The sequence below is a fragment of the Paenibacillus sp. Soil766 genome (genome assembly GCF_001428105.1).
In the GTDB taxonomy this organism is placed as follows: domain Bacteria; phylum Bacillota; class Bacilli; order Paenibacillales; family NBRC-103111; genus Paenibacillus_E.
On sequence record NZ_LMSJ01000020.1, the window covers coordinates 128,162 to 141,486 of the forward strand.

9 protein-coding genes, 1 rRNA gene and 2 riboswitches are annotated in these 13,325 nt (G+C 49.3%); of the genes, 9 read left to right on the forward strand and 1 reads right to left on the reverse strand.

Annotated features, from left to right (window positions below; all coding sequences use genetic code 11):
• Window positions 1-178: 178 nt before the first annotated feature.
• Window positions 179-1,522: an APC family permease gene (locus ASG89_RS16345; RefSeq protein ID WP_057311761.1), complete on the reverse strand. Its 1,344-nt coding sequence runs from the start codon at window positions 1,520-1,522 to the stop codon at window positions 179-181.
• Between the two features lie 85 nt (window positions 1,523-1,607).
• Window positions 1,608-1,712: riboswitch (guanidine-I (ykkC/yxkD leader) on the reverse strand.
• Between the two features lie 190 nt (window positions 1,713-1,902).
• A riboswitch (guanidine-I (ykkC/yxkD leader) is annotated at window positions 1,903-2,002 on the forward strand.
• Window positions 2,003-2,071: 69 nt separating this feature from the next.
• Between ASG89_RS16345 and ASG89_RS16350 the strand changes: the two genes are divergently transcribed.
• The 9 genes from ASG89_RS16350 to ASG89_RS16385 all read left to right on the forward strand — a co-directional run.
• Window positions 2,072-2,791, forward strand: coding sequence for an urea amidolyase associated protein UAAP1 (locus ASG89_RS16350; RefSeq protein ID WP_057311762.1), 720 nt, complete (start codon window positions 2,072-2,074; stop codon window positions 2,789-2,791).
• A 31-nt stretch (window positions 2,792-2,822) separates the two neighbouring features.
• The gene (locus tag ASG89_RS16355) at window positions 2,823-3,473 is read left to right on the forward strand and encodes an urea amidolyase associated protein UAAP2 (RefSeq protein ID WP_057311763.1); all 651 of its coding nucleotides are present in this window, start codon (window positions 2,823-2,825) and stop codon (window positions 3,471-3,473) included.
• A gap of 29 nt (window positions 3,474-3,502) precedes the next feature.
• Window positions 3,503-7,126, forward strand: coding sequence for an urea carboxylase (gene uca, locus ASG89_RS16360; protein WP_057311764.1), 3,624 nt, complete (start codon window positions 3,503-3,505; stop codon window positions 7,124-7,126).
• Between the two features lie 18 nt (window positions 7,127-7,144).
• Entirely contained in the window at window positions 7,145-9,001 is a 1,857-nt protein-coding gene (gene atzF / locus ASG89_RS16365; RefSeq protein ID WP_057311765.1) for an allophanate hydrolase, read from the forward strand.
• Window positions 9,002-9,436: 435 nt separating this feature from the next.
• The gene (locus ASG89_RS37705) at window positions 9,437-9,601 is read left to right on the forward strand and encodes a hypothetical protein (protein ID WP_235549789.1); all 165 of its coding nucleotides are present in this window, start codon (window positions 9,437-9,439) and stop codon (window positions 9,599-9,601) included.
• A 28-nt stretch (window positions 9,602-9,629) separates the two neighbouring features.
• Window positions 9,630-11,531, forward strand: coding sequence for a helix-turn-helix transcriptional regulator (locus ASG89_RS16370; RefSeq protein ID WP_057311766.1), 1,902 nt, complete (start codon window positions 9,630-9,632; stop codon window positions 11,529-11,531).
• A gap of 8 nt (window positions 11,532-11,539) precedes the next feature.
• Window positions 11,540-11,893 (forward strand): hypothetical protein, encoded by a 354-nt coding sequence (locus ASG89_RS16375; RefSeq protein WP_057311767.1) that lies wholly within the window; start codon window positions 11,540-11,542, stop codon window positions 11,891-11,893.
• 75 nt (window positions 11,894-11,968) lie between these two features.
• Window positions 11,969-12,499, forward strand: coding sequence for a family 43 glycosylhydrolase (locus ASG89_RS16380; RefSeq protein ID WP_235549790.1), 531 nt, complete (start codon window positions 11,969-11,971; stop codon window positions 12,497-12,499).
• 708 nt (window positions 12,500-13,207) lie between these two features.
• A 16S ribosomal RNA gene (locus tag ASG89_RS16385) occupies window positions 13,208-13,325 on the forward strand; the annotation flags it as partial.

Consider the following 13,325-nt stretch of genomic DNA (forward strand, 5'->3'; position numbering starts at 1 on the left):
GGAAACGACCGCTCCGCACCTCCGGCGGCGTTTAGCTGGAAAAACTCCAGTTATTTTTTGCGTGGCACGAAGCATGATTAGCTAGTTGGCGGAAGAGTGATTACTGAAGTAAGTGGGGAATCCCAACGCAAAGAAGAACCTGAGGAAATGCAAATTCCCAGGTTCTTCTTGTTGTGCGCTAATTTAGGGGAGTAGAACGAGTTGCGCGCATAGTCACTGCAGCATCTTTGGTTTGAGCGGCTCGCTTTTGAATAAGATGGTACACAACCCCAATCAGCAGCCACGTTAGGCCCATCCATAGCGCATCTTTATCCAGCAACGACAGTAGATAGCCGATGAATCCGGCGCCAAGCAACGGTAGCACGAGATACAGTATCGTTTGCTTCGGTGAGCGTTGGCGTCCTTTTATATACTTTTGCGCGATGACAGATACGTTGACGAAGAAGAAGGCAGAAAGGGCGCCGAAATTGACGAATTTTACGGCATTATCCAGGGAGATCACGAGTGCGAGCAAGGAGACGAAGCTAACGATCACAATGTTGATAACCGGTGTATTGAACTTAGGGTGAAGGAATGCGAACACTCGCTTCGGCAACACGTTATCTCGACCCAATACGAACAGAAGGCGTGACACGCTGGTAACCGACGATAATCCTTGTGTGAAGATCGCAAGAATCAAAACGGTGAGGAAGACGGCACTCAGCGCTGCGCCACCAACCATTTTAACAAGTTCAAAGCCTGCAGCATCGATGTTTACGAATGTTAGATGTGGATACACAAGCTGTGTTAGAAGAGACGGCACTAAGTAGAGAATACTGGCTGTAATGATGATGATCATGATCGCGCGCGGAATGGTTTTCTCAGAGTTGACTGTTTCCTCAGCCATCGTTGTCACGGTATCAAAGCCTAAGAACGAGAAACATATAATAGAAGCACCGGCGAGAATCGTAGAGAAAGGCACATCCGTTTGCAGAAAAGGCTGAAGCGGGTGAATCCCACCAACACCGGATAAGTTGCGGAATAGAAAGAAACAGAACACAGCGATGAAGATGATTTGAATCCAGACGAACAATTTGCTGATATTCGCAGAGAATTTGATGCCGATGATGTTGATGAGACCGAGGATGATGTTAAGTCCAATGATCCACACATAAGCTGGAATGGACGGAAACTGTGCATGAAGGTAAATGCCGAAGGTTAGGCACGCGATGATAGGTGAGAAGAAATAATCCAGGAGTAAGACCCAGCCTACAAGGAAGCCTAGATAGGGATGGATGCTTTTTTTGGTGTAGGTGTAGGCGGAACCGGAAGTTGGAAAAACTTTCGACATCACACCATAACTGTAGGCGGTAAAAAAGATTGCGATAAAGGCAAGTAAATAGGCTTGCGTCAGCATCCCGTGTGCATTTTCATAGGCGATCCCATAGATGGAGAAATAAATCATAGGGGTCATCCAAGCGAGTCCCATATAAACAACTTGGTACAAGCTCAGGGACTTACGTAGTGTGATTTCATTGGCCATGCGATAACACTCCCTCATCAGTGATTAATGTGAACACAGAGGAAGTTGTATGCAAAAAAGCCAAGGAGATATCTAGGTTACAGATATCTCCCGGGCTTTTATCCCTCCGTGAACACAGTCTTTAGCTGTGCGTCTCCTCTTGGTCCAGTCCGGGAAATAGGCAGCCCGCGGAACCCTAGAAAACTTTGTATGTGATGTTTCATTACTTACATGTAAGGATGTTAACCAATTCATTAACGATGTTAGCTATTCTTCTTTTGTGTAAGTTAATATAACACAATATTAGGGTTGTGAGAAGTATTTTATGCTAATTAACTAAAATAAATAGAGGTTATTGACACAAAACATCAACGATGTTATGTTTAGTAACACAAAAGAATACGATTGTTTACTAGGGTTCCGCCGGTGGCATACCGGGCTGGTCCGAGAGTAAACCACTCTTGTGAGAGAGTGCCACGGAAGGATAAAAACCTGGGAGATATCACCAAGACAATGGGTCTTGTGATGTCTCCCTTTTTGTTTAAGCAAAAAGCGAAGGAGAGCGATAGCATGGGGAATATTTGGAGCAAGGACATCGGGCAAGGGGATAAATGGTCAGGGACGATTGGCAAAGGAAAGTTGATTCGTTTGACTGCGCTGGAAGCAGGTGCAAATGTGTCGATCCAGTTGTACCATGCCAAGGATTTGACGGAGCGCTACAATATGCCCGACACGCTCAAAGCACAGCATACCGCTCATCTAACTCGCGGGAATGTACTAATGAGCGATAACGGCCGTGCGATGGTGAGTATCGTGGAAGACAGTCTAGGGTGGCATGATCCACTTACCGGATACACAAGCCGTGCAGCGACAGATGCCAAGTACGGAACGACGAATTACCAAGAGATGCGCAATGATTGGCTGCGGAGCGGTCAAGAGAATTTTGCAGTTGAGCTGGTTCGCAATGGCCTGAGCATGCGGGATATGATGCCGGTGGTGAATCTTTTTTCTAAAGTTGTCGTGGATGACAAGGGGGACATGAGGCTCAGCCTGGATCACTGCCCAGCAGGAGCGACGGTCACACTAAGGACGGAGTTAGATACATTAGTAGTGTTGTCCAATACACCGAATCCATTAGATCCAAGAGAGAGCTATCCTTCGGTCCCTATCAAAATAGAGGTGCTTAACGCCTCGCCTGTTAATGAAGACGATTATTGCTTGAATTATCGCCCGGAGAATCGCCGAGCTTTTGAAAATACATGGGAATACCACACACTGTTAGGTTCTTAATAGAAAAGACAATGCGGAGGAGGCAGGAAGTATGGCTGTTTTTAATCGAGTAGAAAGCCCTCGTCAAGTGGAGGATGCCATTTATAGTGAAATCATTCAGGCGGGAGATGGCTGGATGCGTGTCCTGAAGCCAGGGCAAGTGATGCGGATCGTGGATCTGGAAGGGAATCAGGCAGCAGACACGTTGTTCTATAATGCGGAGAATCCCGAGGATCATTATAGTGCGGTAGCGACGATTACAGGTCAGAGCAATATCTACTTGAGCACAGGTTCTATTTTAAGAGCAGAGTCAGGCAAGGAATTGCTGAAAATCGTAGCTGACACCTGCGGGCGTCATGATACGGTCGGCGGCTCATGCTCAGCACAAAGCAACACGGTGCGTTACGCGCACGATAAGTTGTCGATGCACAACTGTCGCGATACGTTCATGCTGCAGCTAGCAGGGCAAGACGGTGTGTATACGAAGCGTGATTTGGCGCCAAACATTAATTTCTTCATGAACGTACCCGTGACACCGGACGGTGGTTTGAAATTCGATGATGGTGTATCTGCACCAGGATGTTATGTCGAAATGCAGTCCATTGGCAGCACGATGGCACTAATCAGCAATTGTCCGCAGCTTAACAATCCATGTAATGCCTATAACCCGACGCCAATTCAGGTGCTCATCTGGGATAAATAACGAAAGATAAATGCGAAGGAGTGGTTACGATGTTTACGAAAGTGCTAATTGCGAATCGTGGAGCAATCGCTGTACGTATCGAGCGTACATTGCGCAAATTGGGAGTTCAATCCGTTGCTGTGTATACGGCGGCAGATCAAGATAGTTTACATGTGGATGGAGCCGATGAAGCGGTTCTGATCGGTGAGGGGCCAGCAAAGTCGGGTTACTTGAATACGGAGCTGATCCTGCAAACAGCGCTCGAAACAGGCGCTCAAGCGATTCATCCCGGCTATGGCTTCTTGAGTGAGAATGCGGATTTCGCCCGGGCTTGTCGCGAGCATGGCATTGTATTCATCGGACCGACTCCTGAGCAAATGGAGATGTTCGGACTGAAGCATTCTGCGCGTGAGATCGCTGAACGTGCAGGGGTGCCGATGTTGCCAGGGACTCCGTTAATCACGGAGTTGGAGGAAGCTTTAACGGAAGCGAAACGTATTGGCTACCCGGTTATTCTAAAAAGTACAGCGGGCGGCGGCGGTATCGGCATGCGTGTATGTGCAGATGAAGCCACGCTGCGCGCTGCCTACGACGGTGTACGTCATTTGGCCGAAATGAATTTCAAAAACGGAGGCATGTTCCTCGAGAAATATATTGCCCGTGCTCGTCACGTTGAAGTGCAAATTTTCGGCAACGCCTTAGGTGAGGTCGTGACGCTAGGTGAGCGCGATTGCTCCATTCAACGCCGTAATCAGAAGGTCATCGAAGAGAGCCCGGCTCCGAACTTATCGGACGAAGTGCGTGAGGCGATGTTTGCTTCGGCGAAGCGATTGGCAGCAGAAGTTGGCTACCGCAGTGCAGGAACGGTTGAGTATCTCTATGATCCAGAAACGTGTGAGTTTTACTTCTTGGAAGTGAACACGCGTCTTCAAGTGGAGCATGGCGTGACGGAGGAAGTGCTGGGCGTTGACCTCGTGGAGTGGATGGTGCGTGAAGCGGCATTGGAGCTGAATGACCTGCAATCGCTGATCCGCAAGCCGCAAGGCCACAGTATCCAAGCACGGATTTACGCAGAGGATTGCCTCCAGCAGTTCCGCCCGAGTGCGGGTCAGTTGGATCGTGCTGTTTTCTCTAGTGAAGCTCGTAATGAGACGTGGGTTCGCGATGGTCTTACTGTAACGACACTCTATGATCCGATGTTGGCTAAAATCATTGTGCACGGCAAGGACCGCTTAGACGCAATCCATAAATTAGTAGAAGCGCTGGCTGAGACGCGCATGTACGGTTTAACGACGAACCTGCAGTATGTGCGTGCGCTGCTGCAAGAAGAGGCTTGCCTCTCAGGTAATGTTTACACGCAACTACTGAATACATTCGAGCCAACAGAGCGCGCACTTGAAGTCGTCGATGGCGGAATCCAAACGACTGTACAGGACTTCCCAGGCCGTATCCGCCATTGGGATGTCGGTGTCCCGCCATGCGGACCGATGGATCCATTATCGTTCCGCATCGGGAACAAGCTGCTTGGCAATGCAGACGATGCGCCTGGCTTGGAAATGACCTTGCGTGGCGGCTCCTACAAGTTCCGCAGCGATATGTGGTTCTGCGTGACCGGTGCGGATATGCAAGCGGAGCTCGACGGAAAGACGGTAGCTACGTATCGACCTGTCCATGCCGCGCAAGGGCAAGTATTGAGCTTTGGCGAAGCCAAAGAAGGCATGCGCACGTATTTGCTGATCGGCGGTGGACTCGATATGCCGAAGCTTCTAGGCAGCTCGTCCACGTTTACGTTGGGTGGATTCGGGGGGCATGGCGGCCGTGCGCTGCGGACGGGAGACGTGCTCGGCGTTAATGAAGGCGGCGAGAATCGGGTGCAGGATGTGTTTGAATTAGCGGAGGACCATCGCCCAGGTATGACGCGTGAATGGACGATTGGGGTCGTTCCTGGACCGCATTGTACAGGTGAGTTTTTACGTACGGAGTATCTGGATCAACTGACAGAAACGAGCTGGGAAGTACATTTTAACTCATCGAGAACGGGTGTTCGCTTGAAGGGACCTGCTCCACTATGGACACGTGAAGATGGCGGGGAAGCGGGACTTCACCCTTCCAATATTCATGATAATGCCTATGCGATTGGTACGCTAGATTTGACGGGCGATATGCCGATTCTACTTGGGCCTGATGGGCCGAGTCTTGGAGGTTTCGTGTGCCCGGTAACGACGGCATCGGCGGAGTTCTGGAAGTTAGGTCAGCTGCACCCTGGTGATACGATCCGTTTCCACCTGCTGACGCTGCCGGAAGCCGAAGCACTGCGTGATCTGCAAGAGAGCAATCTGCGTGCGATTGGCGAGGGACATTTTGACCAATTGGTGCATGTGCAGCTGCCTGCTGTAAATGAGGAGATTACACCGGAATATCCGCGACTATTCCATGCAGTAGAGAACCGCCGCTTCCCAATCACCATCCGCTGCTGCGGAGACCAAAATTTACTCGTCGAATACGGTGAGCTTGAGCTGGATTTGCTGCTTCGCTTCCAAGTGCAGGCTTTGATGCAGGCGATTACAGAAAGCGGCGCAATTCCTGTTCTGGATCTAACGCCAGGCATTCGCTCTTTGCAAATTCATATTGATCCGTCCCAAATTACGGTGACAGAGGCATGTTTGAAAGTCATCGAGATTGATGCTGCCCTGCCTCCATTAGAACAGTTCCGTGTACCATCGCGTATTGTGCGTTTGCCATTGTCATGGGATGATCCAGCAACGCAACTTGCGATCGAGCGTTATCAACAAGGCGTGCGGCCGGATGCACCTTGGTGTCCTAGCAATCTTGAATTCATTCAGCGTATCAATGGTCTAGACACGATAGATGAAGTGAAAAAAATCGTCTATGAAGCCAACTACCTCGTACTGGGGTTAGGTGATGTGTATTTAGGTGCTCCTGTGGCAACGCCGGTTGATCCTCGTCATCGTCTAGTCACAACGAAATACAACCCTGCGCGTACATGGACACCAGAGAATGCCGTCGGTATCGGCGGAGCTTACATGTGTGTGTATGGAATGGAAGGTCCAGGCGGATATCAATTCGTAGGACGTACCATTCAAATGTGGAATCGTCTGCGCTCCACAGAGAGTTTTCAGGCGGGTAAGCCTTGGTTGCTGAGGTTTTTTGATCAAATCCAATTCTATGAAGTGAGTGCAGAAGAGCTGCTGCAATTGCGTGAGGACTTCCCTCGCGGTCGCTATGAGGCAGACATTCAAGAGACGACGTTTGATTTAGGGGAGTATCTACAATTCCTAAGTTCTATAGAAGAAACAACGGACACGTTCCGTACCCAGCAGCGTGATGCATTCAAAGAAGAACGTGAGAGCTGGAAAGCGAAAGGGTTGGCTGAATATGTCTCCGAGCAGGAGACGGTAGATGCTGCACCGGAGGATGCACTGCCTGCAGGTACGATTGCGGTACGTGGCATTATGCCAGGAAGTGTTTGGAAAGTGTTGGTAGCCCCGGGAGAGCAAGTGAAGAAGGGCGACCAACTGGCGATCCTTGAAAGTATGAAAATGGAGTTCCCGCAACACGCACCTTGTGACGGCGTTGTTTCGATGATTGGCGTTAAGCCAGGTGACCAAGTGCATGCCGGGCAATTAATTCTGGGTATTGCACAATCTGCGTAAGGGAGAGGTGGAGGAGCTATGGGAGAGCGAATAGACGGAGAACGGATTAGTAGTGATGAGTTGGAAAAAGAATTAACCATATCTTACTTGCGTGAAAAGTATGAAGCTGGCGCATTATCTCCACAGGAGGTCATGTCAGTCGTTGTGGAGCGTTCCATCGCAGATGCCGATATGAACATTTGGATTACGCCGCCGACGATGGATGCGATTCAGCCGTACTTGGATCGATTGGCATCTCTCCCGATGGCGGATGCACCTCTGTGGGGGATTCCCTTCGCGATCAAAGATAATATTGATCTAGCTGGTGTTCCGACGACGGCGGCCTGCGCAGAATTCGCATTTACGCCGGAGGAGCATGCGGGTGTCGTGGAGAGATTGATTACGGCAGGTGCCATTCCAGTAGGCAAAACGAACCTTGATCAGTTCGCGACAGGCTTAGTCGGCGCTCGCAGCCCTTACGGCGCCGCGCATAACGCGCTGCGTCCTGAACTGATCAGCGGCGGCTCGAGCTCTGGCTCTGCCGTCAGCGTAGCCCGTGGCCAAGTGGTGTTCTCACTTGGAACGGATACAGCAGGCTCCGGCCGTGTGCCGGCCGCGCTGAATCGCCTAGTCGGCTATAAGCCGAGTCTCGGCGCATGGCCGACCCTTGGGGTCGTGCCCGCCTGTGCGAGCCTCGACTGTGTCACCGTCTTCGCGCATACCTTGGCGGATGCGCTTGTTGTAGACAGCGTGGCGCGAGGCATCCACGCGGAAGATCCTTGGTCCCGCCACATGGATCGGAAGCCGGCGGGACTGCCAGACCGCGTATGTCTCCCTGCAGGAGAATTTGGCTTCTATGGGCCTTACGCAGCGGAGTATCGTGCTGCGTGGTTGCAGGCTGTAGAGCAGGTACGTGAGGCGGCTCGTCGTGAGGGGATTTCGATTGTTGAGGTAGATGCTGAACTATTCGCGCAAGCTGCGGCGATTTTATATGAAGGGCCATGGGTGGCTGAACGCTGGGCAGCGTTAGGTAGCTTTATTGAAGCGAATCCTGGCGTAGCTTATCCGGTGACGGAGGAGATATTGCGCTCGGGTGCAGCTAGCGAGTATGATGCAGCATCGGTATTTGTTGCGATGCACAGATTACAAGAGCTGAAGCTAGAAGCACGCAAGCTGTTGCAGGATGCTGTGTTTGTCATGCCTACTTGTGGAGGCACGTGGACGCGCGAGCAAGTTCTTGCGGACCCGATCAGCACGAATCGCGATATGGGTCGCTACACGAACCATTGCAATCTGCTGGATCTGTGTGCGGTGGCTGTTCCTGCGGGCGACGCGGCGCCGGAGACGCCTTTTGGGATTACGCTCTTCGCGTTAGCGGAAGAGGAAGGGTTGATTTGTGGGGCGGCGGAGTTGTTTGCGGCGGGAGCTGTGGTTGACGTGGCGAAGACCGAAGTTGCGGCGGGCGTGAGTGCGGGTGATAGTGCAACTGCAAATGCGGACAACGCCGGTGCTGCGCAGACGACGCTCGTTGCGGTTTGCGGGCTGCACATGCGTGGCTACCCGCTGGAGAAGCAGATGCAAGGCTGCGGAGCGCGGTTCATCCGGGAGGATGAATCCGCGGCGAAGTACAGCCTTGTGAAGCTGCCGACATCCCCTGCGAAGCCGGGGATGATCAAACAGCAGCGGGGTGGCGCCGCCATCCAGCTGGAGATTTGGGAGATGCCGCTGGAGGCATTCGGCGGCTTTGCGGCAGCGATCCCGGCTCCGCTCGGGATCGGCAAGGTTGAACTCCGGGACGGCACGGAAGTCCCGGGCTTTGTTTGTGAAGCTTACGCGGCCGAAAGCGCGGAAGATATTACGGCGTTGCGCAGCTGGCGCAACGTGGCGCCGCTGTAAGCGGCATCCCTCATTTTTGCGCATTCATATGTGATGAGCTATGGGGTAAGCGAAGCTTACCCTTATTTTCGTGGGAATTCGGTTTAGTCCGATTTTACCGAACTAATTGACTGTCTTTCTTGGGTAGAGGCTTTTCGGCGCTATTTAGTTGGGCTATTTCGGTGTCGAAGGGGTGGTATGGGCGTGTTAGCCGAGAAAACGAGCCTTTTTGTGTAAGGAAGCAGCGATAAGCCACGCTAAAATCATTATCTTTACCCCTCTGCCCCACGGTCCGTCCCTCTCCCAGTAAAGTGTGCTCCCCGCAGTCAGTCCTCTCCCAGTAAAGTGTGCTCCCCACAGTCCATCCCTCTTCCCCAACTACCGCTCCTATCTATCCTGCTCTCGCCCCTCCTCCGTCATCCCCTCCCATTCATCCAACAGATGCTCACCGATGAATTGATCAAAGGTTACTTTAGTAGTAATGAGCCTGTGCCGCCTTATGCCGCTTATGAAATTTCGCAGAGGCTAAATAATATTAAGACGTTGTTCCCATTTGCCGGCGATGTGTACATCTATAAGAAGTCCAGCAATGAAGTGATTACGGATAATTCCATTTTTTAAACTTGATCAATTTGCGGATGCTTCTTTTGTGGAAGCAGCTTTTAAGGCGGAATCGGGAGTTCAATGGACAGCTCCTCGTTCGTATAATCAATTTATTGGGGAAACGCGTTCAGATAAAGTGCTTTCTCTTGTCAAAAAAGTGCCCATCACATCAGCAGTTCCCAGTGGTCTTGTGGTTATCAATATTAATCTGGGATCGCTCAGCAGCATGCTGCAATCCATTAAAGCGAGCGCCGCAGATTCCATCGAGCTGTTGAGTGCCCAGGACAAGCCGTTCAAAGAACCTGGAGTAGATGCAAATTTTGAGCCGAATGCGTGGGGAGTCAGTACTGTTGCGTCTTCCTATACGGGGTGGAAGCTTGCCGTTAAAGTGCCGAAGCTGGAGCAGGGGAGCTTACTCGCTGTATTTTTTGGCGCCTGGACCCTGCCGATGTTCGGTGCGATCTTACTTAGCATTATGTTCTTAATGTATATTACCCATCGGAATTATAAACCGATTGAAGAGATAATGATTCGAATTGATCGTTATGCGTTGAAAAGAAGTCTATCCATGGGAAAGAAGTCTGAACATGATGAATTTCAGTTCATTACCTCAGCTTTGGATAATTTAGTGGAGAAATCCAACCAGTATGAACTTCGGCATCAAGAGGACTTATCGATCCGCAAAAAGTATTGGTTTTATGAACTGCTTGAAGGTAATTTCTCGCTGAATGGGGCGGAGTGGGAGACCGAAGCGGTGCAACTAGAGCTTCCTCGGACTTTTAACTCCACGATTGTGATGATCATTGAAATCGATAACTACCAAGAATTCCAAACCAAATACTCGAGCAGGGATCAGTCCCTATTTAAGTTTGTTATTCATGGTGTGCTGCAAGAAATTGCCCAGAGTCAGCAGTTGACGGTTTGGTTCGAATGGAAGGAAGCGGATCAATTGTGCGCTATCATCTATGTCCAGCCGGATCAAGATTACTCGTCGATTGAGCCCCTTACGGAATTAATCCAAAATTGGGTTTCCACGAATTTGAAATTTACGATATCCATTTATGTGGGAACCAAAGGCAATGATGCAGAGGAAATTAGCCATACCTATCAAGATGCGCTGAAGGCGGGGCAATTTAGGACGCTCCGCGGTTATAACCACGTCTATTATGCGACGGAAACGAAATCGCACCTTCAGAGCGATACTTATCGCCAACTCCAATCCGTACGTTCGTTAGTTAAGGCTGTGCGAGCAGCGGAAGTGGAATGGCAGCGGATTTTTGATAGTCTATTTGTAGAGATGAGAACAGAACTGCTTCCTCGTGAGAAGGTGCTGGATATCATCCACTATTTATTTTTTGCTTTGGAAAAAGAAATGGAAGATCTGCCGCCAGAACTCGCCAGCAATTGGGTAGTTCAGCTCAATGTTGAAGCAAGGACCGCTCTTATTGCAACGGATCTCATCGGGGATATTCAAGTAGGCTTGCATAGTTTGCTGGGTGCATTGGTCGAGTCCATTCAAGAATGGCAGCTAGCCAACGAGCACCATAATCGCATTGACGAGATTAAGTTGTATCTACTTCAGAATTACAGTAATCCAGACCTGTCCCTCAATTATTTGAGTGAGAAATTCGACTTACCCTCACGGGTATTGAGCAAGTTATTTAAAGCTGAAACAGGTGAGCGCTTCGTTGAATATCTGATTGCAATCCGAATGACAGAAGCTAAGCGGTTGCTGCTTCAGACGACGGAACCTGTGCAGTCGATTGGTGAGCAAGTCGGTTATTTGCAGGTCATTTCTTTTATTCAACACCTGAAGTGGATTCTGCCAAAAAAGCTAATGGTTGCTATGGCCCTAAGGATTTGGCGCAGTTTAGTAAAGAAGTATCTTGGAATCTTGACTTCCAGCTTCTGCTGCAGCAGATCGAGATCGAGCCTTGTGCAAGCGTAACAAGTCAGATGGATGCCAGTCAGCCGTTGCAGAAGGAATTCATCGAGCTAATTAAACAAAATAATATCGCCAACCTCAGCGATGATGTGAAATATGCGCCAATTACGGCTGGTGAACATATGCCAGCATTGCCGGAAGATCTCAAAATCGTGAATACGAATGTGACCAAAATTACGGACTTTTATAACAAAGCCATTGTATCAGGGTCCACTTACACGGTTGATCAAGCATTTGCAGACGCGAAAGATTTGTGGACGAAGTCAGGCGGTGCCAAATTAGAGGAGTTCTACTTGAAATGGTACAACGAGAACAAAGATACCGCATTTTTGGCGAAGGACATGTGGAAATTCAAACAAAACTAATGATAATAATAGCACCGCTTTTCATGAATTCGTGAGAAGCGGTTAGCTTTATACAAGTGAATGGGAGAGATTATCATGAAATTTGCTGACATGACAGCGGGAATACCCTATGCAAAGGATCCGGCCGTTGTTTTCTACAAGGGGAAATACTTCTTATATTATTCAAGAGGACCATTCATAGATGGCCGTTGGGGAATCGGAGTTGCAGAAAGCACAGATTTAGACAATTGGACGAAGATTGGTGAAGTTCCGCTTGAGCAGCCTTGTGAAGCCAAAGGCATTTGTGCGCCTGGCGCTATTGTGTTAGAAGGTCGCGTGCACCTATTTTATCAAACGTATGGTAATTTTCCGAAGGATGCGATCTGTCATGCTGTATCGGAGGATGGGCTGATTTTCACCAAAAATGAAACGAACCCGATCTTCGCGCCGACAGGTGCGTGGAACAATGGCAGAGCGATTGACGCGGATGTTATCGTCCACGACGAGAAGTTATTCCTCTATTTTGCAACACGGGATCCGAAGGGTGAAATCCAAATGCAAGGTGTGGCAACAGCGCCGCTTCACTCGGAGGGTTTGCCGTTTATTATCCAGCAGGCTGAGATTTAAAATTCAGGTTGATTTAAGGTAATAAGTCTATACTAGGTCTCACCCCCCCCTTTTTTTTAATATATAAATGATAGACCTGCAGCCTGTTGCTTGCAGGTTCTTTTTTTTAGATTGAAGATCATTGTGCTTCTATTAAAACAATTCGAAACAATTGCAATAGTGGAACTTTTCCAAAGGGGTTGTAATTGATTTCTTGGCATGGTACATTAGTCCTCGTTGTTCTGAAGCAAACAATCACGACANCGAAACAATTGCAATAGTGGAACTTTTCCAAAGGGGTTGTAATTGATTTCTTGGCATGGTACATTAGTCCTCGTTGTTCTGAAGCAAACAATCACGACAAGCGAATTGAAGTGGATTTGCTTTCAAACAATGAGGTATGGTAAGATGACTTTCCGACAGACGCCGACAATAATTGACAAGAAAAAAAGTGCTTGCAATTGAGGAACGATCTGTGGTATATTACTTCTCGCTGCTTCGGTAACACGGTAGCGAACGAAAGAAATTGATCTTTGAAAACTGAACAACGAGTGAGTAAGCAAGTCGAGTAATCNTGGTATATTACTTCTCGCTGCTTCGGTAACACGGTAGCGAACGAAAGAAATTGATCTTTGAAAACTGAACAACGAGTGAGTAAGCAAGTCGAGTAATCGACTATAAAAGAGATTGCAAAATCTCGCTAGCTTCAAATGAGCAAGTCATCTTTCTATTATGGAGAGTTTGATCCTGGCTCAGGACGAACGCTGGCGGCGTGCCTAATACATGCAAGTCGAGCGGGTTTGTCCTTCGGGACAAGCTAGCGGCGGACGGGTGAGTAACACGTAGG

Bases quoted from the DNA above. Each gene is read 5' to 3' on its own strand.
- ASG89_RS16350 (WP_057311762.1), top strand. From the start codon at position 2,072: ATGGGGAATATTTGGAGCAAGGACATCGGGCAAGGGGATAAATGGTCA.
- ASG89_RS16345 (WP_057311761.1), bottom strand. From the start codon at position 1,522: ATGGCCAATGAAATCACACTACGTAAGTCCCTGAGCTTGTACCAAGTT.
- uca (WP_057311764.1), top strand. From the start codon at position 3,503: ATGTTTACGAAAGTGCTAATTGCGAATCGTGGAGCAATCGCTGTACGT.
- ASG89_RS16380 (WP_235549790.1), top strand. From the start codon at position 11,969: ATGAAATTTGCTGACATGACAGCGGGAATACCCTATGCAAAGGATCCG.
- atzF (WP_057311765.1), top strand. From the start codon at position 7,145: ATGGGAGAGCGAATAGACGGAGAACGGATTAGTAGTGATGAGTTGGAA.
- ASG89_RS16375 (WP_057311767.1), top strand. From the start codon at position 11,540: ATGGATGCCAGTCAGCCGTTGCAGAAGGAATTCATCGAGCTAATTAAA.
- ASG89_RS16355 (WP_057311763.1), top strand. From the start codon at position 2,823: ATGGCTGTTTTTAATCGAGTAGAAAGCCCTCGTCAAGTGGAGGATGCC.